Below are 24,763 nucleotides of genomic sequence, written 5' to 3' on the forward strand. Positions count from 1 at the left end.
ACGTGTCCGATCACAGGTCTGTGCAATGAGGGTGCTGGTCGTCGAGGATGAACCCCGGCTGGCCCAGATGGTCCGTCGCGGCCTCGAGCTGGAAGGATTCGTGGTCGTCACCGCCGCCACCGGACCCGACGGGCTCTGGCACGCCACCGAGGAATCGTTCGATGTGATCGTGCTCGACATCATGCTGCCGGGGATCAGCGGGTATCAGGTCGTCCGAGAGATCCGGGCCAGGCAGAATTGGACGCCGATCCTGATACTGACCGCCAAGGACGGCGAGTACGACGAGGCCGACGCATTCGATCTCGGCGCCGACGACTATCTCACGAAGCCTTTCTCCTATGTCGTGCTGGTCGCGCGGCTGCGGGCGCTGGTCCGGCGGGGCGCCCCCACGCGGCCGGTGGTACTCACCGCCGGGAACCTGAGCCTCGATCCCGGCCGCCGCCGAGTCACCCGCGGGACCGAGGAGTTGCAGTTGACCCGGCGCGAGTTCGGACTGCTCGAATACCTGATGCGGAACCCGGACACCGCGCTCACCAAGAGCGAGATTCTGCAGAACGTGTGGGACGCGAATTACACGGGGGACGAAAACGTCGTCGAGGTGTATGTCGGGTATCTCCGTCGCAAGATCGACACCCCGTTCGGTACCCGCACGATCGACACGGTGCGCGGGGTCGGTTACCGACTCACGACCGGTTCTCCGGACAGCCCTCCTCCACCGGAAGCGTGACCACCACGCGCGTCCCACCGTGCTCGGCGGTGTCGATCCGCACCGAACCCCGATGCGCCGACACGATTTCCGCGACGATCGCCAGTCCGAGTCCGGAGCCCCCGTGGGCGCGGGAGCGGGCGCTGTCGAGTCGCACGAACCGCTCGAACACCCGCGCCCGATCGGACTCGGGAATGCCGGGTCCGTCGTCGTCGACGGTGACGCACGCCTGGCGGCCGGATCGGGACACCTCGATGGACACGGTGGTGGTGGCGAATCGGACAGCGTTGTCGACGAGGTTGCGCACCGCCCGGGACAGCTGGGCGGCGTCACCCCGGATGCGCACCGGGGTGAGCGCGGCCGTCACCGTGACGGTGGTGTCGGCGCGGGAACGGCGCACTTCGGTGTCGACGATGTCGTCGAGATCGACGTCGGCGACCCGCAGCGGCAATCCGAGCTCGTCGGCCCGGGCGAGCAGCACCAGGTCGTCGACGAGTAGTTGCATGCGGGTGGTCTCGGGACGCAGGGTCCCGCGGACCAGGTCGCGGTTCAGGACCTCGGGCCGCGCATCGGCCACGTCGAGGGCGGTGGTCAGCGTGGCCAGCGGGCTGCGCAGTTCGTGGGAGGCGTCGGCGATGAACCGGCGCTGGGCCGCGTGCCCGGCCTGGATGCGGCCGAGCATGTCGTTCATCGTGCGGGCGAGCGCGGCGATCTCGTCGCGTGGGCGCGGCACCGGGACCCGTTCACCGAGGTCGGTGGTCGAGATCGCGGCGACCTGGGTGCGGATGCGCTCGACCGAGCCCAGCGATCGACGCACCAGTTTGTAGGTGACCCCCGCCGCGACGAGGGCGATCACCGGTGCTCCGGCGGCGACGAGCCCGCCGACCGTGGCCAGGGTTGCTTCCACCGACTCCTCACTCGCGGCCACGATCACGGTGTAGTCGCCGCCGACCCCGTGCGCCCCCTGGACGGTGGTCCGCAGATCTGCGCCGCCTGTTTCGTGCGAGACGAGACTGCGGACCGGTGCACCGCCCACCGGTGGACGCACCCCGGTGACCGGAAGCCCGAGATCATCCTGTGAGGATCGCACCACCGCGCCGGCGTTGTCGACGACCTGCACCAGAGCGATGCGTTGGTCGGTGTCGAAGAGTTGGCTGTCGAGATCAGCGGGCGAATCGGTGCGCAATCCCACGGTGAGGTCGGCGGCGCGGCCGGTCGCGGCGTCGTCCAGCGCCGACAACAGGGTTCGGTCCAGCACGAACAACAGGGCTGCTGCGCCGAGCACCAATGCGACCGCAACCACCGCTCCGGCGCTCAGGGCCGATCGCAGGGCAAGCCCCCACCGCGACGGATTGAGCCACACAGGTGCGCTGTTCATGGGGCCATCCTCCGCCACCGGACACCCGCGGGCGACAAACCGGAACGGCGCGCCAGGACCTCAGGCTGCCCGTCCCGTCGTCGCCGCATCGGTGGCGCCGACCGCGTGTGGTGGATCAACCTCGACGACACTGTGCAAACGATCAGAGGCTCGCCGCGTCCAGATGCCGTACAACTCCGAACCGATCAGGGCGGCGAGGCCGCCGAGGAGAATTCCACCGATCACGTCGGTGAGCCAGTGCTCGCCGAGGTAAATGCGGGTGAGCGCGACCATCACGGTCACCGTGAACGCCGCGACGAGGAGCAGCCCGCGCCGGGCGGCCGGAGACCCGTATCCGAGGATGACCGCGACCATGGTGAACAACACCATCGCTCCCGTCACGTGCCCGGACGGGAACGAGTGGTCGGTCTCGACGAGTACCTGGGACACGATCGGCGGGCGCGACCGCCCGACAACGGCTTTCGTGACCGTCGACACTGCCGCCGCGACCCCGACAGTCCCGAGGAGAATCAGTCCCGGGACGAGTGATCGTGCCCGCCCGGACAACAGCGCTCCCAGCACCACCGCCATGAGGACGGTGCCGACGGGACCACCGGCGTCGGTGATCGCGATTGCCGGGCCGGTCACCCACTCCGACCGGTGATCGGCGAACCAGCCCAGCACAACGGGGTCCGCGGTGGTGACCCAGGAACCAACCCTGACCTCGTAGGCCAGCGCGATCAACGCCACGGTCAGCCCGAGGATCTGTAGTCCGATCAGCGGTGACGTCGCCGAACGCCGGTTCGTGGCCGCCACGGCCCGCCAGGTGGTTGCGGCCAGGAAAACAGCCGCTCCGGCCCCAAGGAGCGCGACTGCAAGCGTGGCGCCCGTGCTCTGGTGTATGTCGGCGGCGGCGTCGTGGGCTCGTCCGATCAGACTGTGGTGATGTCCATACGCGGATGGTTTCGAAAGCAAGAGAAGTGGTGGTGACTGTTTCACCTTCGCAGTATCGGCGCCGGCCGCTGTGGAGGCGCTGAGAGCACCGCCAGAAGAACACCGTCTCTCAGCGTCCTCACAGCGCGCCGCGTACATACTCGGGCCGGTTGACCGAAACCTGTGACGATTGGAGCTCCGACGCAACCACCAACCGCCCCCGCGGAGCCGATCGTGGTCACCCTGCGCGGTACGACGATGAGTCTCCTCCGAATCAACTACCGGGTGTCGCGTATCCCGTTGCGGTTCATCGAAGCGGTGATGACTCGATTCGACGAACAGGCGCCGATCCGGCTCGCCTACGAAGAGGCACTGATCGAATGGGATCGCGCCGCCGCCCAACTGCTCGGTGATCAGAACGCGGACAGGCGCGCGAACGAACTGCACCGACATACCGCCGCTGTGAGGGATGCGATTACGCGCGCAAACAGCCGGCGCGACCATCACGGCCTGATACTCCTCGACGAGCAGCGCGATCGGTTTCACCGCCGGCGTCGCCAAAGGCAATTCGAAGGCATCTCCTAGCGGAGCCCCTGCCGATCGCCGCCCCTTTCGCCGATGCGCTGCGCTGGAGGGCATTCCGGTGCCGAAGAGGTCATGATGACGCTTGCTTTCGCCATGTGGCCGCGTCGGCTTCTCAGCGTGAGCACAGCTGGATGTCGCTACGTTTGAAAATGTGACCGAGACAATGAGATCACTACGTGCCGTTCGCCTACTGGCTGACCGTCGTCGTCCTCAGCGTGACGGGCACGCTCTACACCGACATCCTCACCGATAGCCTGGGCGTCCCGCTTTCTGTGAGCGCGAGTGCCTTCGCGATAGCCCTGGCCATAGTGTTCGGCGTATGGTTCGCGTGCGAACGGACACTGTCGATCCACAGCATCACTACGTTGCCACGTGAGTTGTTCTATTGGCTCGCAGTTCTGGTCACTATTGCCCTGGGTACAGCTGCCGGTGACTGGACACTCGAGCTCACCGGGTGGGGACCTGGCAGGTCGGTGCTGCTGCCGGCCGCCCTGATCGTCTTGATCGTGATCGGCTGGCGGCTGGGCGCGAACGCTGTGCTGTCCTTCTGGCTCGCCTACATTCTGACCCGCCCGTTGGGCGCGAACCTCGGCGACTGGTTCGCGTCCCCGTCCACCGAACACGGTCTCGGTTTGGGTACTGCCCTCACCAGCGCGATCTTCCTTGTCGCGATCCTCGCTACGGTCGTCTACCTGACGCTCACCCATAGCGACGTCATCGACGATCACGAACTGACCCGCACCCGAGCCGTCACCACGACGCCGACGCGCGAGCGAGGAAGAAGCCGGCACGGCGCCCGTGACAACGACACTCGACCCGGGGCAGGCGACGGCGCGCTTCCCGTCCGCAGAGATCGACAAGTTCCGCACCATCACCCAGGACACGCTCACGAAACTTCAGGCCACCGATCAAACCGAGGCGACGACCCGGATCAAGGACCTCGAAATCGCCTGGGACGACGACGAGTCGACGCTACGCCCCCTCGACGAGACCGCGTGGCGAGTCATCGACAGCCAAATCGACAACGTCCTCGAGTCGTTGCGAGCGAGCACACCCGACCCTGCGACCGAGACACAAACTCTCACCACACTATTGGCCACCCTTCGATGAGATCGTGTGCCGGACCACCTGTTCGCGCCGAAAGCCGTTCTGGGACTGTTCATGGACACCTCCGACGAGGCAGCCACGTCGACCGCCGTCGTACTGCTCGCCATCGCGGTGTTCCAGCAGTTCGCCGACTCCGCCCAGAACATCGGCATCGGTCTGCGCCGGGGAGCCGAGGACACCACCTCGAGCTTCGCGATCACCCTGATCAGGTCTGGGGAATGGACAAGCCCCGGCGCCCCAATGGACGCCGGGCGCTTCGTGAAGGGGCCCTCGCAGCCCCTATAGAATTACGGCGGTGCAGAGTTGCCCATCCTTCCAGGTAGAGCGTCCCGGTGTGCCTTTCGTGCACGAGTTGGGCGGCTTCGGCGACGCCCCGGCACTGATCACAACGGACGAGACGGTCAGCTACCGCGAACTGGCCGAACGAATCGCGCGGAAGGTCCCGCTGCTCGGCGCGGGCCGACGCCTGGTGCTGATGGGCGGCACCAATGAGGTCGATGTGATCGTCACCTACCTCGCGGCCCTGTTCGCCGGTCACCCGGTGCTGCTGGCCCCGGGCGACAGTCCCGACTGCCTCGACGGCTTGATCTCCGCATACCGGCCCGACATCGTGATCCGCAGCGTGAACGGGAGCGCGGTGATCGAGGAACGATGTACGGGCTCCGCGCACCGACTGCATCCCGACCTCGCCCTTCTGTTGACCACCTCGGGATCCACCGGATCACCGAAACTCGTCCGTCTGTCGCACCGCAACGTGCAGTCCAATGCCGAGTCGATCGTGGAATACCTCGGTATCCGAGGCACCGACCGTGCGGTGACGACACTTCCCATGCACTACTGCTACGGGTTGTCGGTCATCCACAGCCACCTGCTGCGCGGCGCCGCACTGGTCCTCACGACCGACTCGGTCACCGACCCGGATTTCTGGGACCTCTTCCGGAGGCACCACGGCACCAGCTTCGCGGGTGTGCCCTACACCTTCGATCTCCTCGACCGGATCGGGTTCGACGAACTGGATCTACCGCACCTGCGGTACATCACGCAGGCCGGTGGCCGGCTCGCGCCGGAGAAGGTGCGAGCCTACGCGGAATTGGGTCGACGCCGAGGCTGGGATCTGGTCGTCATGTACGGGCAGACGGAGGCGACGGCCCGGATGGCCTACCTGCCCCCGGAGCTCACCGCCACCCACGCCCACACGATCGGCCGACCGATTCCCGGCGGATCGTTCCGGCTCGAGCCGGCCTCCGACGCCCCGGCAGGCACCGGCGAGCTGATCTACGCGGGTCCCAATGTGATGCTCGGGTATGCGCACACCCCCGAGGACCTCCGTGTCGGCGACACCCTCGGCGGCGAGCTGCACACCGGTGATCTCGCCCGACTCGGCGACGACGGGTTGTACGAGGTGGTGGGGCGCCGCAGCCGGTTCGCGAAAGTCTTCGGGCTGCGAATCGACCTGCCGCATGTCGAGTCGGCGCTGACCGGGCACGGCCTGACGGCCTGCTGTGCGGGCGGTACCGATGAGTTGATCGTCGCCGTCCAGGACAGCCACGACGAGACCGGTGTGCGGCAGATGGCGGCACGGGTCTCCGGTCTTCCGGTCTCCGCCGTTCGCGTGTTCCTCGTCGACCAACTCCCTCGCACCTCCACCGGCAAACCCGATTTCCGGGCGGTCGCCGAGCTCGCACGCGCGGATCGCTCCCTGCCGTCGCCGGAACCCACGACGGCCGCTGCTACCGCAGCCGTGCAGGCACTGTATGCCGACATCCTGCATTGCACGCACGTCACCCACGACAGCACCTTCGTGAGCCTGGGCGGCGACTCGCTGTCCCACGTGCAGATGTCCCTGCGGCTCGAGAAGCTGCTCGGCTATCTGCCCGTGAACTGGCACACGACCCCGATCCGGGACCTCACCCGTGACCCGGGACAGCGCCGTCGGTGGCGGACGGTGGAAACGAACGTCGTGCTGCGCGCGGTGGCGATCATTCTGATAGCGGGCTCGCACATTCATCTGTTCACGCTGCTCGGCGGGGCCCACGTGCTCCTCGGCGTCGCCGGCTACAACTTCGCCCGGTTCCATCTCGGTGCCGCCGAACGGACCGAACGAATCCGCCACACCGTCGCGAGCGTCGCCCGAATCGCCGTTCCGAGCATGGTGTGGATCGGCGCCGTCATCGCCCTCACCGGGGAGTACCGCATCACCAGCGCGTTGTTACTCAACGGCATCCTGGGTCCGGACGGGTGGTCCGTCGAGTGGAGATACTGGTTCGTCGAGGCGATCGTGTACATCGTGCTCGTCGTCGCGGCCGTGCTCTGCATTCCGTTCGCCGACCGCATCGAGCGCAGGAATCCGTTCTGGTTCGCGATGGGGTTCGTGGCGCTCGGTCTGCTGACACGGTATGGGCTGGTCGACGTCGACGACGGTCGCAACCGCATCCTCACCGCGTCGGTGGTCTTCTGGCTGTTCGCCCTCGGCTGGGCCGCCGCCCAGTCGACGACGGTGTGGCACCGGCTCTGCGTCACTGCGGTGATCGTGACCACGGTTCCCGGTTTCTTCTTCGGCGAGACTCGGCGGGAAGTCATCGTCGTCGGGGGACTCTGCCTGCTGGTGTGGGTCAGGTCCGTCCCCTGCCCCACTCTGGTGAGCCGGGTCGCCGGTGTGCTGGCGAGCGCTTCCCTCTACATCTACCTCACCCACTTCCAGGTGTATCTGCCTCTGCGCGACGACCATCCGTGGCTGGCGCTGGCGCTGTCGATTCTGGTCGGTGTCCTCTACTGGCGGGCAGTGACCGTCATGCTGCGGCTTGGGCGCCGACTCCGCTTTCGCGTGCCCGGCACCGCGCAGCCGGGATCGTCCCTACCCTCGAGAGGGTCGGTTCGCGTCTCGCATCGACGCGTCGAGACACCCTCAGCCCCAATTTAGGTTTGCCAACCCTGCAAGTGGCATCATTTTCCTGGAGACAGCGGGAAAAGTTCCGCCGTGGAGGAGGACGGACGATGAGGATTCGGATCGGATTGACGTCGGGAGTGGCGCTCGCGACCGCGGCGATGATGATGGTGTCAGGGTGCTCGAATTCCAGTTCGGACGGCGGAGCTGATTCGGGGGATGCCAACACGATCACGGTCTACAACGCTCAACACGAATCGCTGACCCAGGAATGGGTCGACGCCTTCACCGCGGAAACAGGTGTCCAGGTGGAAGTGCGCAACGGCAGCGACACCGAACTCGGCAACCAGTTGGTCGCCGAGGGCGACAAGTCACCCGCCGACGTGTTCCTCACCGAGAACTCCCCCGCGATGACGCTGGTGGAGAACGCCGGGCTCTTCACCGACGTGAACCAGGACGTCCTCGACCAGGTCCCGGCCCAGTACCGCCCGTCGAGCGGCAAATGGACCGGCATCGCGGCACGTTCCACCGTGTTCGCGTACAACAAGGACATGCTGCCCGAGGACCAGCTGCCGAAGTCGCTCCTCGACCTGCAGGACCCCGCATGGAAGGACCGCTGGGCGGCCTCCCCGTCGGGCGCCGACTTCCAGGCCATCGTCAGCGCCCTGCTCGAACTGAAGGGCGAGGACGTCACCCGGCAGTGGCTGGACGGGATGAAGGACAACGTCCGCACGTACAAGGGCAACGGCACCGTGATGAAGGCCGTCAACGCCGGTGAGATCCCCGGCGGCGTGATCTATCACTACTACTGGTTCGGCGACCAGGCCAAGACCGGTGAGAACAGCAACAACGTCGCGCTGCACTATTTCAAGAACGAGGACCCGGGCGCGTTCGTCAGCGTGTCGGGTGGCGGCGTCCTGAAGTCGAGCACCAAGCAGGATGCGGCCCAGCAGTTCCTGAAGTTCGTCACGGGGCAGAAGGGCCAGGAGGTCCTTCAGACCGGGACATCGTTCGAGTACACCGTCGGCAGCGGTGTGCCCGCGAACCCGAAGCTGGTTCCCCTCGTCGACCTGCAGGCCCCGCAGGTCGACCCCGCGAAGCTCAACAGCCCGCAGGTCACCGAGCTCATGACCGAAGCTGGTTTGCTCTGAATCTCACACTGATCGGCCGCGGACGGTCGGCGGACGCGGACACCCCGCGCCGCCGAACCGCCCGGTCGAGCATGCCGCTTCCGCTGGCCGCCGCGGCGCTCGCCGTGGTGGCCGCGTCATTGCTTCCGCTCGGATACGTGATCGTGCAGAGCATCGACACGGGCTGGGACACCGCGTCGGCGCTGTTGTTTCGGCCGCGGGTGCGCGAACTACTCGGGAACACCGTGCTGCTCGTCGTGGTCACGGTACCGATCTGTCTCGTCGTCGGCGTTGCCGCAGCGTGGTTCGTGGGACGCACCCGCGTCGCCGGCGCCAAGGTGTGGGCCGTGCTCCTCGCGGCGCCGCTGGCCGTTCCGGCGTTCGTCAACAGCTATTCGTGGGTGACCGCGATACCGTCGCTCGGCGGACTGTTCGGCGGCGTCCTCATCTCGACGCTCTCGTACTTCCCGCTCGTCTACATCCCGACCTTCGCGACGCTGCGCCGCCTCGACCCCGCCGTCGAAGAGTCCGCCCGAGCCCTCGGCGCCGGCTCCTGGGCGGTGTTCTTCCGTGTCGTGGTGCCGCAACTGCGCCTGGCCATCGCCGGCGGCGCCTTGCTGGTGTCGCTGCACCTGCTCGCCGAGTACGGCGCCTTCGTCTTCATCCGGTTCGACACCTTCACGACCGCGATTTTCGAGCAGTACCAGTCGACGTTCAACGGCACCGCGGCCACCATGCTGGCCGGCGTCCTGGTGCTGCTGTGTCTCACCCTGCTGGTGATCGAGTCGGTGGTCCGGGGCAGTGCCCGCTACGCCCGGATCGGTTCGGGGGCCGCGCGGCGGGCCGTCCCCGTCGAACTCGGCTGGCGGTACTCGCCCCCCGTTCTGGTGTTCCTCGCCGGCCTGATCGCGCTGTCGGTGGGGGTTCCCGTCATCAGTGTCCTGCGGTGGCTCGTCATCGGTGGCAGCGCGGTGTGGAAGTGGGACTCCGTGTGGGCCGCGGTCGCGCAGACACTCGTCTTCGGGATCGTCGGTGCGGTGGTGACGTGCGCGCTCGCGTTTCCCATCGCCTGGATCTCCATCCGCCATCGTGGCCACTTCAGCCGTTTCCTCGAAGGCACCACCTACATCTCCAGTGCCCTGCCCGGCATCGTGGTGGCGCTCGCATTCGTCACGGTCACCATCCGCTACATGCATCCGCTCTACCAGACCGTCTCGGTGGTGATCGCCGCGTACGCGCTGCTGTTTCTCCCCCGCGCCCTGGTCAACCTGCGGGCCGGTCTCGCTCAGGCTCCCGTCGGACTCGAGGAAGCGGCCCAGTCTCTGGGGGTGTCGCCGTGGGCCGCGTTCTTCCGGGTGACCCTGCGACTGGCTGCCCCGGCGACGGCGGCCGGCGGAGCGCTGGTCTTCCTCGGGATCGTCAACGAACTGACCGCCACGCTGCTCCTCGCGCCGACCGGTACACGCACGTTGTCCATGCAGTTCTGGTCGCTGAGCAGTGAGATCGACTACGCCGGTGCGGCGCCCTACGCGTTGATCATGATCGTGCTGTCGCTGCCCATGACCTACGTTCTCTTTTCCCAGTCGAAAAAGGTAGCAGGACTATGACATACGCACTCGAGGTGAAAGGGCTCGACAAGTCGTTCGGTGCCGCGACGGTGCTTCGCGACGTCGCCCTCACCGTCGAAGCCGGATCGACGACCGCCATCCTGGGGCCCTCCGGATGCGGAAAGACCACGCTCCTCCGCCTCGTCGCCGGGTTCGACAAGCCGGACGCCGGCACCATCGCGCTCGGTGGTCGTGTGGTCGTCGGCGGCGGATGGACACCGGCGCACCGGCGGTCGGTGGGCTATGTCGCGCAGGACGGCGCGTTGTTCCCGCACGCCACGGTCGGCGCGAATGTCGGCTTCGGACTCCCCCGTCGAGCCCGCACCCACTCGAAGATCGCCGAACTGCTCGACATGGTGTCCCTGGACCCGGCGTACGCCACCCGGCGTCCTGATCAGCTGTCGGGTGGACAGCAGCAGCGCGTGGCACTCGCTCGTGCGCTGGCGCGGGAACCCGAACTCATGCTGCTGGACGAGCCGTTCTCCGCTCTCGACGCCGGACTGCGGGCCAACACCCGCAGGATCGTCGCCGACGTCCTGGCGAAGGCGGGCATCACCACCATCCTCGTCACTCACGACCAGCCCGAGGCCCTGTCGTTCGCCGACCGGGTTGCGGTGATGAGTTCGGGCCGGCTGGCCCAGATCGGCACCCCCCGCGAAATCTATTCCACCCCCATCGACGTCCCCACCGCGGAATTCATCGGGGATGCCGTCGTGCTGGGAGCGCACGTCGAGCGCGGCCGTGCCCGCTGCGCGCTCGGCAACATCGCCGTGACCGCCAATGGGGTCCGCGGCGATGCCCGAGTCATGTTGCGCCCGGAGCAAATCGAGGTCACCAGTGACGGTGCCGGAGTGTCGGGGACAGTTGTCGATGTCGAATACCTCGGCTCCGAGATGCTGCTCGGCATCCGACTCGACACACCCGACGGGGTCCTCCCCGAGCGAGTCACCGTCCGCCGCTTCGGCGCCACACCGCTCACCCCCGGTGATCGCGTCGGCATCCGTGTCCTCGGTGAGGCTGTGGCCTACGAAGTCTGAATCTCCCAGCCCTCATCGCCGGTTCTCGTCGGTCCTGCTCCCGTACCCAGAGGCCGGGCCGGCCTCTGGATGAGCGACTACGATGAGCAATCGGCGACTACCTGGCGCTGTGAGCCGACGCCCTCGGATCCGCCGACGAGGAGGCACGGTGACTGACTCAGACCAGGCGGAACCGACGCCGTCGCCGAGGGTCCGCGAGCTGTTCCGGAACCTTGCCATGCAGATGCAGGCAACCGTGGCGGACGTCGCGGCCGAAGCGTGGGAAGCCGGGCAGCGCAACCTGAAGGAACCGACGTTCGCCGAAGACCCCATGCTTGCCGAGCTGGATCGACGCTTCACCCACTCGACGTTGGCTCACTGGCTCGTGGCCAACATCGACCACCCGGGGCAGTCGGTCGAGCCGACATTCATCCCGGACCTGCTGACGTATTCGCGTGATCTGGTGCTGCGTGGCGTCGACACCGATGAAGTCGACGCCTGGCGCGCATCGCAGAACGTCACGTGGAACTGGTGGCTGAAGGCGTGTTTCGACACCACGGACAATCTCGAGGACCTGCGAGAGCTGGTCGCGATCTCAGCGAGCTCACTCATGGCCTACTTCGACGATTCGAGGGCCGCCGTGTCGGCTCACGTCAGCGAGGTCCGGTCCGAGCTCGCTCGCGGACCGCTCGTTCAGCGCCTCGCGATGGTGCAACTGCTACTCCAGGGGGCGCCGATCGCCCGAAGCCGGGCAGAAGCGCAGCTCGGCTACGCACTGACCGGACACCACCTCGCCGCGATCGTATGGGTGGATTCGGAGGATCAGGTCGACGGACTCGAGCTGGCGGCCGAGCATCTCATGCGCGTGTGCGGCGCAGAGCGGCGGTTGACCCTGGTCACCAGCCTCACCGCACTGTGGGTATGGCTACCGGTGACCGGTGTGCCGTCGCAGGCCGACCTCGCCGCAATCGTCGCGGACATCCCCGGAGTTCGCATTTCCCTCGGCCGGTGCGGCACGGATGTCAACGGCTTCCGACGCAGCCATCTCGACGCAGCCGCAGCGCAAAATCTCCTGGCACGGCTCGGATCCCACCGCCGAACCGTGCGATTCGAAGACGTCCAGCTGATCTCCCTGCTGTCGTCCGACGTCCCGGAAGTAAAGCTGTTCATCACCGACATTCTCGGTGATCTGGCGACCGCCGACCGCACGCTGCGCCACACGGTGCGGGTCTTCATCGCGGAGCAGTTCAGCATCTCCAAGGCGGCCGAGAAGCTGTTTGCACACCGGAACACCATCGACCGACGGCTCGTACGAATCGACGAGCTGCTGCCGCGTCCGTTGGCTCAGAACCCGAGCGCGGTCGACACCGCGCTCGCCCTCGTCGAGCTGCAGGAGGACGACTAGCTGGTTGTTCCGGTGCAGCCCGAAACGTCCCGGACCTATTCTGGTGCCATGGTCCGCCACTCGTCTGCCGCCGGTGACGCCGTCGGCGCCCGGATCGCCGCGTTGATCGGCGATCGCACCCGAGCCCGGGTCCTGATGGCGCGCGCCACAGGTGCTCCGAACAGTTAAGAAGTGCTGTGCGACTTCGCGATGAGACTCTCGGCGGCCGCGATGACAGCCTCTGACGCGGGTCGCGGTTCCCAGCCCAGCACGCGACGTGCCTTGTCGTTCGAGATCTTCTTCACGTAGTCGAGATCGGCTGCAGCGGAACGTGCTTCGTCGTTGAAGTGGGCGGCAAGCCGGATGACGATGTTGGGGATGCGGCGGGTCGGCACCTTCGGAGCGGCGTCTCCGAAATGTTCTCGAAGCGTCGCACCGATCTCTTTCATCGCGACGACGGGTCCGCTCGCGAGCAGGAATCGTTCACCGGCTGCGGCGGGCGATGTCATCGCCAGCATGTGCGCGGCGGCAACGTCGCGCACGTCGACGATCGGCACCCAGACGTTGGGGTAGCCGGGCATGAGGATCTTGCTCCTGCCGTACGCATCGACGCCGGGTCCGTGCAGCGGCGACCAGTCGTCCTCGGTGAAGACGTGGTCGAGGTGGCCGTGTCCGAATCCGACGGCATGGAACGCGGACGTGAGGACGACGCGCCGGACGCCGGCGTCACGCGCTGCGCGCAGCACCCGTAGTGCCCCGTCGCGCGCGGGCGAGATGATCTCGTCCTCGTTCTTCGTTTTGCCGAAGCGGACCGGTGACGCCACATGAAGGACGTAGTCGCACCCGTCGACGGCGTCGCTCCAGCCCGCGTCGTCGGTGAGGTCCGCGGCGACGAAGCTCAGGTTGTCACCGTCGACCATGCCCGCCTCGGCGAGGACAGCGTGCACCTCGCTCTCACGGGTGAGCGATCTGACCGTGGTCCGCACGCGGTATCCCTGCTCCAAGAGTTGGAGGATGCAGTGGCCGGCGATGAGACCGGCTCCGCCGGTGACGAGGACACGTTCGTGGGTCATGGTGGTTCCTTCGGTGCGATCGCGGCAACTGCTGTGGACGTTGATTCGAGTGTCGGCGTTCTGCGAGCGTTCAGGGAGCAGTCCCGTTGTCGTAGGACTGGCAGGGCCAGGACAGCGGAGACCTCGCCGGCGCAGACTGGGACGATGGACGGCTCGGAATTCGGCCGAATGGTGCGTCGTTGGCGTGATCGGGTCTCACCGGAGACGGTCGGGGTTCCGGCGGGCGGTCGACGCCGGGCCACCGGGTTACGCCGTGAGGAGCTCGCCGGTCTCGCGGGAATCTCGGCCGACTACCTGACGCGTCTCGAGCAGGGGCGGTCGACGTCGCCCTCGGCGCAGGTCGTCGAGTCGCTCGCCCGGGCCCTACGATTGCCCGACGCCGAGCGCGACCTGCTGCATGAACTGGCTGGGCATGCTTCTCCCGGCCATGACGTCGTCCCGTCTCGGATTCCCCCGAGCGTGCAGCGCCTTCTCGACCGGCTGTCCTACACACCGGTGGCTGTGTACGACGCCGCCGGGACGCTCATCGTCGCCAACACGGCGTACGACGCACTCATGGGCGACACCACCACGTGGCGCGGCATCGAGCGCAACGCCCTGTGGCGAAACCTCCTCGGCCCTCGCAGTCGCGTCGTGCTCACGCCGCAGGAGTGCGCCGATCTCCAAGCGCGGCAGGTCGCCGATCTCCGCTTGACGGTGGCCCGCTATCCGGCCGACCGGAACCTCGGCCGACTGGTCAACGATCTTGCGTCGCACAGTCCCCGCTTCCGCGAGCTGTGGGAATCGGGCGAGTCGAGGCCGAGATTCGAGCCGTCACGGCACAAGACCATCGACCATCCCGCGGTCGGGCGCATCACCCTCGACTGCGACGCGCTCGTCATCGCAGCCGACGACCTCCGCGTCCTGGTCTACACAGCCGAGCCCGGCACCGACGGCGCCGAGCGGCTCGCACTGGCCCTCGTCCTCGGGACACAGACACTGGTCGAGTGATTCGGCCGCCCGTCACTGCTCCGCATCCGAGGACAGCGAAGCGAGTTGGTGCCGGACCGCGGCGGTGACGCGCTGCCGGTCATCGGTGGCGAGGAGATCGAGCAGGGCGCCCCGCAGCACGGCCAACGCCGCGGTGCGACGGACCGCACCGGCCTCGCTGTCCTTCTCCGGCTGCGGTTGGCATGCGGCGAGGACGCCGAGCCAGTCGTCGACCGTCGAGCGGGCGAACCCGGCCCACGCACCGTCGGGTTCGACGAGGGAGCGGGCGTACGCCTCGGTCCACAACCGCAGCAACGGTCGATGTTCCTCGGCGGCCAGCCACTCCCACACCCGCTCGACCGCCGCGGGCAGGCCGATCGGCTCTGCACCCGCGGCCTGCCCGAGGTGGTCCAGCATCGCCAGTTCGTCGCTGCGGGCCTTCGCCAGCAGTGCACGCACCAGGCCGTCCTTGTTGCCGAACAAGAACATCAGCACCCGCGGGCTCGAGCCGATCGCCGACGCCAACGGCCGCAGCGACAGATCGGCCAACCCGTGCTCGAGTGCGTAGCGGTAGGCGGCGTCGAGCAACTCGGTCTGCCGCGCGGACGGGGTTGTCGTTTCCCTGGTCACAGCGGTAGCCTACCTCTACTGAAACAGTCGTGTCAGTGAGTGCCGATTCTGGCCGTGCTCCGGGAAGGAAACCCATGTCTTCGCAACCACTCCAGCGAGCGGAAGTCGTGGTGCGCCCGGCCGATCGTCCCGGCGATCTGGGCTGGGCCGTGATGGCCCACGGCGAGATCTACCACCGGCAGTTCGGGTGGGACGCCGGCTTCGAGGCGCTGGTCGCACAGATCGTCGCCGACTACGCCACCGACCACGACCCGGCCCGGGAAGGGGCATGGATCGCCGAGGTCGACGGCGAACGCGTGGGGTGCGTCCTCTGCGTCGCCGGCGACGAACCCGCGGTCGCCAAACTACGGATACTGCTGGTCGCCCCGACCGCCCGCGGTCTCGGCGTCGGGTCCCGGCTGGTCGAGCGATGCGTCACCTTCGCCCGCGACGCCGGCTACCGGCAGATCACGCTGTGGACCAACGACGTGCTGGCGTCCGCCCGCAGGATCTACGAGGCTGCCGGGTTCGTCCTCACCGATCAGGAACCACATCACAGCTTCGGCCACGATCTCGTCGGGCAGAACTGGACCCTCGACTTGCAGGTGGCCACGACGGCGACCGGCAACTGACGACCTACGACGGTGTCGGCAGCATGTCGAAGACGGCCCCGTCGGCGCCGGCGGCCGTCAACGCCGCCCGGGTCGCGGCGAGCCACGCGTCGGCCCACGCCGGTTCGATGCCCCGCAGCAACTGGTAGGCGACCTGCGGCAGCAACTCGGGCACCACCTCGAACTGCGTACCGAACCCCACCCCTGCTGCTCGACCGAACCTGCGACCGCGCATCGCCCCCAACGGAATAGGTCCCACCACCGGGGGTATCCAATCCCGACACCCCGCGGCCGGCGATCCTGACCTGGCCCTTTGCGAGGGCCGTCACACCCCCCGGGTGCATCCCGTGCCGCACGGGGCTCTAGCCTGGCGGGTCGGAACACGCAGATCACGAGGTTGAAACAGTTATGGCCACCGATTACGACGCACCCAGAGTCACCGATTCCGACGAGTCGAACGACACGTCGCTCGAACAGCTGACCGCCAGCAGGAAAGAATCCCAATCACCCGCGGTGGACATCGACGACATCGACCCCGCCGAATCCTTCGAGCTGCCCGGTGCCGACCTGTCCGGCGAGGAATTCACCGTCCGCGTCATCCCGAAGCAGTCCGACGAATTCACCTGCACCAGTTGCTTCCTGGTGCATCACCGCAGCCGACTCGCCCCGGGTGGGCAGCTGATCTGCCGGGACTGCGTCTGACAACACCGATGCCCGCGCGTCTGCGGCTATGACCTGACGCGCCGCGGTTTGCGTGCCATCCTCGGGGGATGGCGCGAACGTGGTTGTCGGTGACGGTGGAACTGCTCGGCGGGCGCGGCGAGGAACTGTGGCCGTGGCCCGGCCGGGTTTTCGCGGTCGGGCCGTCGCACACCTTCCTGGACCTCGCAAACGCCGTCAACGACGCCTTCGCCCGCTGGGACAGGTCTCATCTGTCGATGTTCACTCTCGCCGATGGACGAGTGGTCACCGACGCGGAGACGGGGGCCGAGATGGCCGGCTCGCTCGGAGGGCCCATCACGGAGCCGGTGGACATCGAGACGGCCAAGGTCGCTCGGTTCCTGGTGCCCGGCGCGGAGTTCCAGTTCACGTTCGACCTGGGCGATGACTGGACCCACCGTTGTGTGGTCGGCGACGACAAGGTCGACCCCGTCGAAGTGCTGGGAATCGCGCCGAAGAAGCCCCTGCCTTACTGGGGCTGGGGCAGCATCCCGGATCAGTACGGGCGCCGGTGGGCCGACGACGACGGGCAGAGCCGGGCGCCGAGCAGACCCGCCCATCCGCATCCGATGATGTTGCGCGCGTGGCCCGGACTCGAGCAGGTAGCCCCGCTCGACCTGTCCGAGTTGCGCGGAGCCATCGCGACGGGAGATGCAGGCCGCTTCCTCGCCGCGGTGCGGGGACGCGACGTCGACGACGCGCTGCAACAGGTGGGGGCCGGCATACCGATGGCACTGGAACAGCGACGGGAGCAGGCGGAGTCGGTGGCGCTGTCGGTCGTCAACCGGCTGACGTGGCGCGCCGGTGCGGGTGACGAGGTGCTGGCCGAAGACCTGCTCGCCTGCCTGCGCAGCGAACCGCTCGCAGGGCGGGTGGTACCGGTCGACCTCGAGACGCTCGGTTCCGAACTGGAGGGGGACCCGGGTATGTCGACCGGCGGCTACGTCGACCTGCGCACCGGGGAGGTGTACGACGACAGCCTCACCGACCCGATGATGGTCGGGGAGGACGCCGCCGTCGACGTGGAGGAAGAGCCCGACCGTTGGCTCCGGTTCGACTGCACCGGCTCCCGGGACGGCTGGCGCGACATGGCGGCCTTCGGCGAGCGGCATCGTGACGCGGCGCTGCGGGATCGGCTGCTGCGGGCGATCGAGGGCAAGGGCGCGTTTCACCGGTTCCGCGATGTCGTCGACCAGGAGAGCCTCGTCGAACAGTGGCGCACCTTCTCGACCGACCGCCAACTGGGTCGTGCCCGCGAGTTCCTCGCCAGCCAGGGTGTCCGTGTTGGCTGACGGCTCGGACATACCCGTGCGAGCCGCACGGAACACGATTTTCGACGTTCCGCGATGAGTTCGGCCGTCTCGTCGGGTCTGTCTGTCTGTATCCCGGTCCATCCGATCACTGAAGGAGTCGCCCGTGTCCCGCACCCGGATCCACAACATGAACATCTCCCTCGACGGCTACGCCGCCGGCGAGCACGTGACGTTCGACGCCCCGATCGGCGGTGCCGAACGGCTGTTCGGCTCGTTCGACGGACGCGTCATCCACGGCGTCGACCGGGTTGACGACCCGATCACCCTGGACCGCGCCGTGACCAGCCTGTGGGGTCAGGGCATCGGCGCGGAGATCATGGGCCGTCGCAAGTTCGGGCCCCAGACCGGCGAATGGCCCGACGACGGGTGGCGAGGCTGGTGGGGCGACGAACCGCCATTTCGCACACCGGTGTTCGTCATGAGCCACCACCCACACCCCAGCATCGACTTTCCCAACGGAACCAGCTTCCACTTCGTCGATGCGCCACCCCACGAGGTGCTGCGCCTGGCCCAGGACGCTGCCGACGGTCAGGACATCCGCATAGGCGGCGGGCCCTCGATCGTGCGGCAGTTTCTGAAAGCCGACCTGATCGACTTCATGCACCTCGTAATCGTGCCCATCACGCTCGGGCGCGGGGTATCCCTCTGGGAGGGCTTGGACGGTATCGAAGACCGCTTCACCATCGAGACCGTCGCCTCCCCCAGCGGGCTCACCCATCAGTTCTGGAACAAGAACGGTCACGACTGACCCCGGTCCTCCGGCCCGTTACCTCTCCTCACCGGTCCGGGAGTCGCCATCGATGTCCGCCGGGTCCGGGTCCGCAACGGTGAGCACCGCATCCACGATCTGCGGGTGGCGTTCGAGTTCACCTTCGAGCTTCCGCAAGGTCCGGGCGACGTGCGATTCCGCCTTGTCACCGACGAGATCGACACTCGCGACGAGAAAGAGCTGCCTCGGCCCGAGGTATTCGAGGCGCACGAACCGTACGGTCGCCACCTCCGGGAGCGCTTCGATCCGGGCGATCGCCGCCTCCCGAAGTTCCGCGGAACCCGGTTCACCGGTGAGGAATCGGCGGTTGCGGTCGATGAGGACCACCGCGACCGCGCCGAGCAGCACACCGACGAGGACCGACCCGATCGCATCCCAGACGGCGGCCCCGGTGAGCTGGTGGAGCCCGATACCGGCGGCGGCGATGACAATGCCGATGATCGCGGCGCTGTCCTCCGCGAAGACCGCCCGCACCGTCGGGTCGGACGTCTCGAGGGCGTAGTCGAACAGGTCGCGATCGTGGCAGTCGGCTTCGGCACGCAACTGTTTGATCGCCCGCAGCAGCGACGTGCCCTCCAGAACGAAGGCAATCGCCAGCACGACGTACGCGACCAGATAATCCTCACCGACACTCGACGCGCCGAGCAACTCGGTCACCCCGTGCCACACCGACACCGAGCCACCCGCGACGAACAGTCCCACGGCGGCCAACAGTGACCACACATACGCCTCACGCCCGTACCCGAGCGGTCGGGCCGCGTCGGCCGCCCGGGTACTCCGACGATGGGCGATGAGGAGAAACACCTGATTGCCGGTGTCCGCCCATGAGTGGGCGGACTCAGCGACCATCGAGGCGGACCCGGTCACCATCGCCGCCACCGACTTCGCGATCGCCACTCCGAAATTGGCGCCGAACGCAATGACCACAGTTCGCACACTGTCGCCGCCCGCCGCATCCCCGGCGCGCCGCGGACCACGATCGGGTCGCCTCGTCACCCCTCGAGTCTCACACCTGATCCGTCGGCCGGCGGCCGGAATCCTGGACCCGGCGGGCTCGGTCAGCTGAGGCCGGCAACGTCCTGAGCGATCGCGGCCAGGCGGGTCTGTGCGGCCGAGACGACACCCTGCCGGTTCTTGTGCGCTTCCTCGTACGCCACGATGGCGCGCACATCCGCCGGCTCGGTCAGCTCCTTGACCGCGGCAACCGCCTCCGAGACGTTGAGGGTGTCGTAGTCGTCTACGGGCAGTTCACCGGGTTCGAGGACACCCGCCGCGGTACGGGCAGAATGCAGAACGTCCGCGACCCCATCGGCCCCTTCCCGGCGGGTGACCTGCTCCGCGGTCTCGAGGGCGGCGTCGCGGGATGCGGCCAGCGTGGTGACAGCGACCTCGCCGGCGTGCGCGCCCCTGCTCAGTAACTCGCTGAGCGCCGGTGGGGTTGCGCGGACGGTGTCGAGGGCCCGATCCAGACCGCGGGCCGACCAGGCGACCGGCGCGTTGACCAGCCGCACCGCCGTTCCCGCGGCCGCCTGCAGTGGGGTGCGGCGGAGCGCCGCAGGTCCGCCCAAGGCCTCCTCGGCGAGGACGGTGGTCAGCCAGTCCACGGTCGCCGAATGGGCGGCGATCAGCCGGAACGCCAAGTTCTCGACGTCCTTCTTCTGCGCTGCGACGGCAAGTGCCTTGATGTAGCGGGCACGGTCGAGGAGTTGGTGCTCGAGCGCGAGATCGCCGAGCAGGGCCTCGTCGAACGGTTGGGCCTGCTCGACCACCGCCTTCACAGCAGCGCCGGCGCGCCCGAGGAATGGGCCGACCAGTTCCGGAACGCCGCCGAGTTCGCGGATAGCGGCCTCGATGGCTTCGGCGCGGGCGCGGCCGTTGTCGGCGTTCTCGGACAGCTCCCGGCGCACGGCCTCGGTCCGGGCCTGGACGGTGCGGGTTTCGGCGAGCTGGATCTCGGTGTGGGTCAGGTCGAGGACTGTACGCAACTGCGCCAGCAAGGTCATCGTGTCAGATGTGCTCATGCGGTATTCGTCCCTTCGGCATGTGACGGCATCGAATCGGCGCAAGGTGCGCCGCTCCCGCGACTACCCAGACCTGCCGCCGGATGAAACTCCCCCACGTGCCGAACTCCGGGAATTCAGCGAATGTTCACCAGGGACTCACCCGGATCCACGAACCTCGCCGATGACGTCACCATGGCTTCACCCCGGTCGACTCTGCCGCGCTACCGGCTTCGGGAGCCGCCCCGCCGGCGGTCGAGGACACGCATGACGGTCGTGGCGGTGACACCGTGGACGACCACCGACAGCACCACGGCGAACGCCGCCGTCGACCACAGCGCGCCTTCCTGATCGATGCCCGCGACCGCGGCCGCGAATGCGAGGTAAAAGACCGAGCCGACGCCGCGGATACCGAAAAACGCGGTCACTCCCCGTTCCTGGACCGTCATCTCTCGGCAGCCGAGCAACGCCAGCCACCCCACGACCGGACGGATCACGACCACGAGCGCCACCGCGACGAGGACTCCACCCCAGGTCAGATCGTCCAGCAGGCCCGATGTGAGAGCGACGCCCAGCAACAGCAGCACCGCGAGGGTCAGGACGTGCTCGAGCTGTTCCATCACACGATGCATGTCGGCGTGGTACGAATGCGCCCGCTCGATCCGGCGGAGCGCGACCGCACACGCGAACACGGCGAGAAAGCCATACCCACCGACGAGTTCGGTGAGCCCGTAGACGGCGAACGTGGCGGCCAGCGCGACGATCGGTTCGCCACTCTCGGCCAGCCGCGCATGCGGAATCGGGAAGTGGAACACCACCCGCCCGAGCAGGTACCCGGCGACCGCGCCGATGGCCGCGCCCAGCACGGTCTTGCCGACCAACTCCCACAGGAACCAGTGCGCGATCCAGTCCTCGACCGGACCCTTCGTGATCAGGGACAACGCCAGATAGACGAACGGAAACGCGAGAGCGTCGTTGAGCCCCGCCTCCGAAGTCAGGGCGAACCGCACCTCGTCGTCCTCGCGGTCGGAATCGTCCCCCGACGACGGTCCCTCCACCTGGACGTCGGAGGCCAGCACTGGATCCGTCGGGGCGAGCACGGCACCGAGCAGCAGCGCCGCCGCCGGTGTCAGTGCCGCCGCCCACCAGCCGAGCACGGCAACCGCGGCGATTCCGAGCGGCATCGCGATGCCCAGCAGCCGCCACGTCGAGTTCCACGTCCGCAAGCCGAGCGGCCGGTCGATCGCCAGGCCGACACCCATCAGCGCGACGATGACACACGCCTCGCTCACGTGCTCGGCCACCGCGGGATGCGCCACCGGCGACACCAGATCGGCGTTGCCGAGGAACACCCCCATCACCGCTCCGACCGCGAGCACCACCAGCGGCGCCGACACGGCACGGTTGCGCATGATGCGCGGAACGGTCGCCGCGAGCAGCAGCGCCACACCGGCGGACAGGTAGACGACGTCGGTATTCACGGTCGCGACCGCACACCTTTCACGAGCGGGGAGGACAGTGAAGAGTGCACGAAAAGCACCTCCCCGAAACGCCTGCACCGCTTGTGAACGGGCCGATGCTGTCCGAAGGACCCGGGCGCCTCCGGTGAAGACGCAGGGCTAGGCGGTAAGGACCAGGTTCGCGTCTTCCGCGGTCTCGGAACCGCGTATCCGGGTCACCAGGCGAGCGATCGCGTCGGCAACCGCGGTCGGCTGTTCGAGGATCACCGAGTGGCCGGCGCCGTCGATGCAGACGAAATCGGCGCCGCCGACCTGCGCGGCGATCGACACCGAATGGGCGGGCGGCGTCATCAGATCCGCGGAACCGCACAGCACGAGCGTGGGAATCGCCGACAGAGCGGGCAGCGTCCCGGACTCGTCGTAGGTCGTGAACGAGTTCAGGAAGCTGGTCATCGTCACGATCGAGGTCTCGTCGTGCATCGCGAGGGCAAGCTCGAGGGCGCGTGGGCTGACCTTCCGGTCGCCGAATTCGGCCCCGCGGATGACCGGTGCGAAAACCTTGCACCCGAGTCGCTTCACCTGCTCCGAGGATGTCGGTGCCAGGCGCACGGCCTGCTGGACCCAGGACAGGACCGGGGCGCGCAGCAGTCGGCCGAATCCCGTGTCGGCCAGCCCGCTCGCGGCGGTTGCGATCAAGCCGAACCCGACGATGCGTGTGCCGATCTCGTGCGGATGTCGGCGGGCGTAGGTCAGCGCGGTCATCCCACCCATGGAGTGTCCGATCAGAATGACCGGATCGGTGGGGGCGACGGCGTCGAGCACCGCGCGGAGGTCGCGGCCCAACTGCTCGACGGTGTAGGTCGCAGCGGGCGCCACGTCGGAATCGCCGTGTCCGCGGTGGTCGTAGCTGACGATCCTGGCGTCGGTGTACTGCCGCATCAGCTCATCTCGCACCAAGATCCACGATTCGGCACTGAGGCAATGGCCGTGCAGAAGGACGATCGTCATGGGGGCGTCGGCGGGTCCGTACTCGCGGACCGCAAGCGACACTCCGTCGTCCGCCGTGACTGTGGTCCTACGCGGGACCAGGGCTCGAGTGGTGCTCTCGATCGACATGCCGACCTCCCTCCTCCGTGCGATGACAGGTTCTACTGTCCATCGCGCAGGTTCGGGAGATAAGCACCCAGAGTGCTGGTCGTGATCACCCGCGGGTGACCGTCCCGCCACCCAGGGTGGTTCCGGCTGTCGTCGCTCCTACGACGGCGGCGCCGGCCACGGATGGTCGGGGCTGACGATCCTCACGATCTCCGTGAAGAAGTTCCACACACCCAGCGGGTCGGCGTTTGAATTGACCAGCACCACCACGGTCTTGGCCTCGGGGGGAAGGTAATACGCATAGGTCTGGTAGCCCGCGATGTTCCCGTTGTGGCCGATCCAGCCGTTCTGGTTCTCGACCCCGAGTCCGTACAGCGAACCCGTGCCTTCCGACGGCGCCGGCTGGAACTGCTCCCGCTCGTGCTGGGTGGCCGGGGAGAGCAGCGTTCCTTCTGCCAAATCGCGCACCCACACGCGCAGGTCGTCGAGCGTGGAAATCATGTTGCCCGCGCCGAATCCCCACGACGGGTTCCAGTCGGTCGCGTCCACCGTCGCGCCGTCGGCGATTTTCGAGTAGCCCTGCGCATGCGGTGACGGGATGGCCGCAGTGGTGGGGACCGAGGTGTCGTCGAGTTTCTCTGGTCCGGTGATGCGCTCGGCGACGTACGTGTTCAGCGGCAGGCCGGACGCCTTTTCGACCACGAGACCCAGGAGGAGGGTGTTGGTGTTGGAGTAGTCGAACGCGGTTCCCGGCGCGAAGAGTGGTGGACGGCTGAAACTGATCGCGAGCAGTTCCTGGGGTGTCCATTGGCGCTCCGGCTGGCTCGGGAGCGCAGGAATCACCACCTCGGAGTAGTCGAAAAGCCCACTGCGCATGGCCGCCAACTGGCGGAGGGTGATCGCCTCGCCGTTGGGGACGTCGGACACATACCTGCCGATCGGATCGTCGAGTCCGACCTTTCCCTCGTCGACCAGTTGCAGCACGGCGGTGGTGGTGAAGGTCTTCGTGAGGCTGCCGACGCGCATGAACAGGTCCGGTGCCATGGGCTCACCGGTGGCGGTGTCGCGTACCCCGAACGCCTGCACGTACGGTTCGGCGCCGTCCTGCCAGACACCGACGATCGCCCCGGGAACCGCGGCGCGCTCCATCGCCGCCGGAATCGTGTCGGTGAGCTGTGCGTCGGGCAGAACCGGTGCATCGTCCGACTCACCGCATCCCACCAGTCCCGTCGTCAGGACCGCCAGCGCGGCGACCAGTCGCCGCCCCGAGAATGTCCGTGCCACCCCGCTCTCCCATCGCCGTCTCGAACCTCGACCTGCTCGATGCTTGCGCGGAACAGTGTTTCCAGTATGGGCGGCCGTACCCAGCCGGGGAGGCGGATTTCTTCGAGTGAACCGTCACCACGAGTCGGGTGGATGTCGATCGTGCCCGGGT

At 67.6% G+C, this 24,763-nt stretch carries 24 protein-coding genes and 1 pseudogene; 15 read left to right on the forward strand and 10 right to left on the reverse strand.

Going from position 1 to position 24,763, the window contains the following annotated elements:
- Positions 1 to 25: 25 nt before the first annotated feature.
- The gene (locus MLGJGCBP_RS36910; protein WP_160102119.1) at positions 26 to 727 is read left to right on the forward strand and encodes a response regulator transcription factor; all 702 of its coding nucleotides are present in this window, start codon (positions 26 to 28) and stop codon (positions 725 to 727) included.
- Here MLGJGCBP_RS36910 and MLGJGCBP_RS36915 read toward each other — a convergent pair.
- Together MLGJGCBP_RS36915 and MLGJGCBP_RS36920 are read right to left on the reverse strand one after the other, a co-directional pair.
- Positions 684 to 2,084: a sensor histidine kinase gene (locus tag MLGJGCBP_RS36915; RefSeq protein WP_160102121.1), complete on the reverse strand. Its 1,401-nt coding sequence runs from the start codon at positions 2,082 to 2,084 to the stop codon at positions 684 to 686. The genes MLGJGCBP_RS36910 and MLGJGCBP_RS36915 overlap by 44 nt on opposite strands.
- Positions 2,085 to 2,144: 60 nt before the next feature.
- Complete coding sequence (locus tag MLGJGCBP_RS36920; RefSeq protein ID WP_236581583.1) at positions 2,145 to 2,879, reverse strand: phosphatase PAP2 family protein; 735 nt, start codon at positions 2,877 to 2,879, stop codon at positions 2,145 to 2,147.
- A 438-nt stretch (positions 2,880 to 3,317) separates the two neighbouring features.
- Between MLGJGCBP_RS36920 and MLGJGCBP_RS36925 the strand changes: the two genes are divergently transcribed.
- From MLGJGCBP_RS36925 to MLGJGCBP_RS36960, 9 genes and pseudogenes are all read left to right on the forward strand, one after another.
- Complete coding sequence (locus tag MLGJGCBP_RS36925) at positions 3,318 to 3,581, forward strand: hypothetical protein (protein WP_328799664.1); 264 nt, start codon at positions 3,318 to 3,320, stop codon at positions 3,579 to 3,581.
- Positions 3,582 to 3,796: 215 nt separating this feature from the next.
- Positions 3,797 to 4,228, forward strand: a pseudogene (locus MLGJGCBP_RS52325) (hypothetical protein); the annotation flags it as partial.
- 151 nt (positions 4,229 to 4,379) lie between these two features.
- The gene (locus MLGJGCBP_RS52330; RefSeq protein ID WP_236581588.1) at positions 4,380 to 4,691 is read left to right on the forward strand and encodes a hypothetical protein; all 312 of its coding nucleotides are present in this window, start codon (positions 4,380 to 4,382) and stop codon (positions 4,689 to 4,691) included.
- Between the two features lie 6 nt (positions 4,692 to 4,697).
- Entirely contained in the window at positions 4,698 to 4,973 is a 276-nt protein-coding gene (locus MLGJGCBP_RS36935; RefSeq protein ID WP_201453304.1) for a hypothetical protein, read from the forward strand.
- A gap of 49 nt (positions 4,974 to 5,022) precedes the next feature.
- Complete coding sequence (locus MLGJGCBP_RS36940) at positions 5,023 to 7,608, forward strand: AMP-binding protein (protein WP_160102125.1); 2,586 nt, start codon at positions 5,023 to 5,025, stop codon at positions 7,606 to 7,608.
- Between the two features lie 74 nt (positions 7,609 to 7,682).
- A complete protein-coding gene (locus MLGJGCBP_RS36945; RefSeq protein WP_160102127.1) occupies positions 7,683 to 8,723 on the forward strand; it encodes an iron ABC transporter substrate-binding protein in 1,041 nt (346 codons plus the stop codon).
- A gap of 71 nt (positions 8,724 to 8,794) precedes the next feature.
- Positions 8,795 to 10,309, forward strand: a complete 1,515-nt coding sequence (locus MLGJGCBP_RS36950) for an ABC transporter permease (protein WP_160102129.1) — start codon at positions 8,795 to 8,797, stop codon at positions 10,307 to 10,309.
- Entirely contained in the window at positions 10,306 to 11,346 is a 1,041-nt protein-coding gene (locus tag MLGJGCBP_RS36955) for an ABC transporter ATP-binding protein (RefSeq protein WP_160102131.1), read from the forward strand. Before MLGJGCBP_RS36950 ends, MLGJGCBP_RS36955 begins: the two co-directional genes overlap by 4 nt.
- Before the next feature lie 148 nt (positions 11,347 to 11,494).
- Positions 11,495 to 12,730: a PucR family transcriptional regulator gene (locus MLGJGCBP_RS36960; RefSeq protein WP_236581584.1), complete on the forward strand. Its 1,236-nt coding sequence runs from the start codon at positions 11,495 to 11,497 to the stop codon at positions 12,728 to 12,730.
- Positions 12,731 to 12,894: 164 nt separating this feature from the next.
- Here MLGJGCBP_RS36960 and MLGJGCBP_RS36965 read toward each other — a convergent pair whose 3' ends face one another.
- Positions 12,895 to 13,782, reverse strand: coding sequence for an NAD-dependent epimerase/dehydratase family protein (locus MLGJGCBP_RS36965; protein ID WP_160102135.1), 888 nt, complete (start codon positions 13,780 to 13,782; stop codon positions 12,895 to 12,897).
- A 144-nt stretch (positions 13,783 to 13,926) separates the two neighbouring features.
- On the opposite strand from MLGJGCBP_RS36965, the gene MLGJGCBP_RS36970 reads away from it, so the two are divergent.
- Positions 13,927 to 14,772 carry a helix-turn-helix transcriptional regulator gene (locus MLGJGCBP_RS36970; RefSeq protein WP_160102137.1) on the forward strand — a complete coding sequence of 282 codons (846 nt, stop codon included), beginning with the start codon at positions 13,927 to 13,929 and terminating at the stop codon, positions 14,770 to 14,772.
- Positions 14,773 to 14,784: 12 nt separating this feature from the next.
- Here MLGJGCBP_RS36970 and MLGJGCBP_RS36975 read toward each other — a convergent pair whose 3' ends face one another.
- Positions 14,785 to 15,381, reverse strand: coding sequence for a TetR/AcrR family transcriptional regulator (locus MLGJGCBP_RS36975; RefSeq protein WP_160102139.1), 597 nt, complete (start codon positions 15,379 to 15,381; stop codon positions 14,785 to 14,787).
- A gap of 74 nt (positions 15,382 to 15,455) precedes the next feature.
- On the opposite strand from MLGJGCBP_RS36975, the gene MLGJGCBP_RS36980 reads away from it, so the two are divergent.
- The gene (locus MLGJGCBP_RS36980; RefSeq protein WP_160102141.1) at positions 15,456 to 15,992 is read left to right on the forward strand and encodes a GNAT family N-acetyltransferase; all 537 of its coding nucleotides are present in this window, start codon (positions 15,456 to 15,458) and stop codon (positions 15,990 to 15,992) included.
- Positions 15,993 to 15,996: 4 nt separating this feature from the next.
- Here the strand turns inward: MLGJGCBP_RS36980 and MLGJGCBP_RS36985 are convergent, their stop codons facing one another.
- The gene (locus tag MLGJGCBP_RS36985) at positions 15,997 to 16,173 is read right to left on the reverse strand and encodes a hypothetical protein (protein WP_160102143.1); all 177 of its coding nucleotides are present in this window, start codon (positions 16,171 to 16,173) and stop codon (positions 15,997 to 15,999) included.
- A gap of 206 nt (positions 16,174 to 16,379) precedes the next feature.
- Here MLGJGCBP_RS36985 and MLGJGCBP_RS36990 point away from each other — a divergent pair, with 206 nt between their 5' ends.
- From MLGJGCBP_RS36990 to MLGJGCBP_RS37000, 3 genes are all read left to right on the forward strand, one after another.
- The gene (locus MLGJGCBP_RS36990) at positions 16,380 to 16,673 is read left to right on the forward strand and encodes a DUF4193 domain-containing protein (protein ID WP_087561450.1); all 294 of its coding nucleotides are present in this window, start codon (positions 16,380 to 16,382) and stop codon (positions 16,671 to 16,673) included.
- Between the two features lie 68 nt (positions 16,674 to 16,741).
- Positions 16,742 to 17,983, forward strand: a complete 1,242-nt coding sequence (locus MLGJGCBP_RS36995) for a UPF0158 family protein (RefSeq protein ID WP_160102145.1) — start codon at positions 16,742 to 16,744, stop codon at positions 17,981 to 17,983.
- Positions 17,984 to 18,107: 124 nt separating this feature from the next.
- Complete coding sequence (locus MLGJGCBP_RS37000; RefSeq protein WP_087561448.1) at positions 18,108 to 18,752, forward strand: dihydrofolate reductase family protein; 645 nt, start codon at positions 18,108 to 18,110, stop codon at positions 18,750 to 18,752.
- 18 nt (positions 18,753 to 18,770) lie between these two features.
- Here MLGJGCBP_RS37000 and MLGJGCBP_RS37005 read toward each other — a convergent pair whose 3' ends face one another.
- From MLGJGCBP_RS37005 to MLGJGCBP_RS37025, 5 genes are all read right to left on the reverse strand, one after another.
- Positions 18,771 to 19,769 (reverse strand): cation diffusion facilitator family transporter, encoded by a 999-nt coding sequence (locus MLGJGCBP_RS37005; RefSeq protein ID WP_201453305.1) that lies wholly within the window; start codon positions 19,767 to 19,769, stop codon positions 18,771 to 18,773.
- A 62-nt stretch (positions 19,770 to 19,831) separates the two neighbouring features.
- Positions 19,832 to 20,794: a ferritin-like domain-containing protein gene (locus tag MLGJGCBP_RS37010; RefSeq protein WP_160102147.1), complete on the reverse strand. Its 963-nt coding sequence runs from the start codon at positions 20,792 to 20,794 to the stop codon at positions 19,832 to 19,834.
- Between the two features lie 203 nt (positions 20,795 to 20,997).
- Positions 20,998 to 22,254 carry a cation:proton antiporter domain-containing protein gene (locus tag MLGJGCBP_RS37015; protein WP_160102149.1) on the reverse strand — a complete coding sequence of 419 codons (1,257 nt, stop codon included), beginning with the start codon at positions 22,252 to 22,254 and terminating at the stop codon, positions 20,998 to 21,000.
- Between the two features lie 138 nt (positions 22,255 to 22,392).
- Positions 22,393 to 23,349 (reverse strand): alpha/beta fold hydrolase, encoded by a 957-nt coding sequence (locus tag MLGJGCBP_RS37020; protein WP_160102151.1) that lies wholly within the window; start codon positions 23,347 to 23,349, stop codon positions 22,393 to 22,395.
- A 138-nt stretch (positions 23,350 to 23,487) separates the two neighbouring features.
- Positions 23,488 to 24,612, reverse strand: coding sequence for a serine hydrolase domain-containing protein (locus MLGJGCBP_RS37025; RefSeq protein WP_160102153.1), 1,125 nt, complete (start codon positions 24,610 to 24,612; stop codon positions 23,488 to 23,490).
- Between the last annotated feature and the right edge of the window lie 151 nt (positions 24,613 to 24,763).

Origin of the sequence: Rhodococcus sp. T7 (assembly GCF_009872365.1) — a bacterium.
GTDB lineage: Bacteria > Actinomycetota > Actinomycetes > Mycobacteriales > Mycobacteriaceae > Rhodococcus_F.

Bases quoted from the DNA above. Each gene is read 5' to 3' on its own strand.
- MLGJGCBP_RS36990 (WP_087561450.1), top strand. From the start codon at position 16,380: ATGGCCACCGATTACGACGCACCCAGAGTCACCGATTCCGACGAGTCG.
- MLGJGCBP_RS37020 (WP_160102151.1), bottom strand. From the start codon at position 23,349: ATGTCGATCGAGAGCACCACTCGAGCCCTGGTCCCGCGTAGGACCACA.
- MLGJGCBP_RS36970 (WP_160102137.1), top strand. From the start codon at position 13,927: ATGGACGGCTCGGAATTCGGCCGAATGGTGCGTCGTTGGCGTGATCGG.
- MLGJGCBP_RS36995 (WP_160102145.1), top strand. From the start codon at position 16,742: ATGGCGCGAACGTGGTTGTCGGTGACGGTGGAACTGCTCGGCGGGCGC.
- MLGJGCBP_RS36910 (WP_160102119.1), top strand. From the start codon at position 26: ATGAGGGTGCTGGTCGTCGAGGATGAACCCCGGCTGGCCCAGATGGTC.
- MLGJGCBP_RS36945 (WP_160102127.1), top strand. From the start codon at position 7,683: ATGAGGATTCGGATCGGATTGACGTCGGGAGTGGCGCTCGCGACCGCG.
- MLGJGCBP_RS36925 (WP_328799664.1), top strand. From the start codon at position 3,318: ATGACTCGATTCGACGAACAGGCGCCGATCCGGCTCGCCTACGAAGAG.
- MLGJGCBP_RS36950 (WP_160102129.1), top strand. From the start codon at position 8,795: ATGCCGCTTCCGCTGGCCGCCGCGGCGCTCGCCGTGGTGGCCGCGTCA.
- MLGJGCBP_RS36955 (WP_160102131.1), top strand. From the start codon at position 10,306: ATGACATACGCACTCGAGGTGAAAGGGCTCGACAAGTCGTTCGGTGCC.
- MLGJGCBP_RS36980 (WP_160102141.1), top strand. From the start codon at position 15,456: ATGTCTTCGCAACCACTCCAGCGAGCGGAAGTCGTGGTGCGCCCGGCC.
- MLGJGCBP_RS36915 (WP_160102121.1), bottom strand. From the start codon at position 2,084: ATGAACAGCGCACCTGTGTGGCTCAATCCGTCGCGGTGGGGGCTTGCC.
- MLGJGCBP_RS36965 (WP_160102135.1), bottom strand. From the start codon at position 13,782: ATGACCCACGAACGTGTCCTCGTCACCGGCGGAGCCGGTCTCATCGCC.
- MLGJGCBP_RS37010 (WP_160102147.1), bottom strand. From the start codon at position 20,794: ATGAGCACATCTGACACGATGACCTTGCTGGCGCAGTTGCGTACAGTC.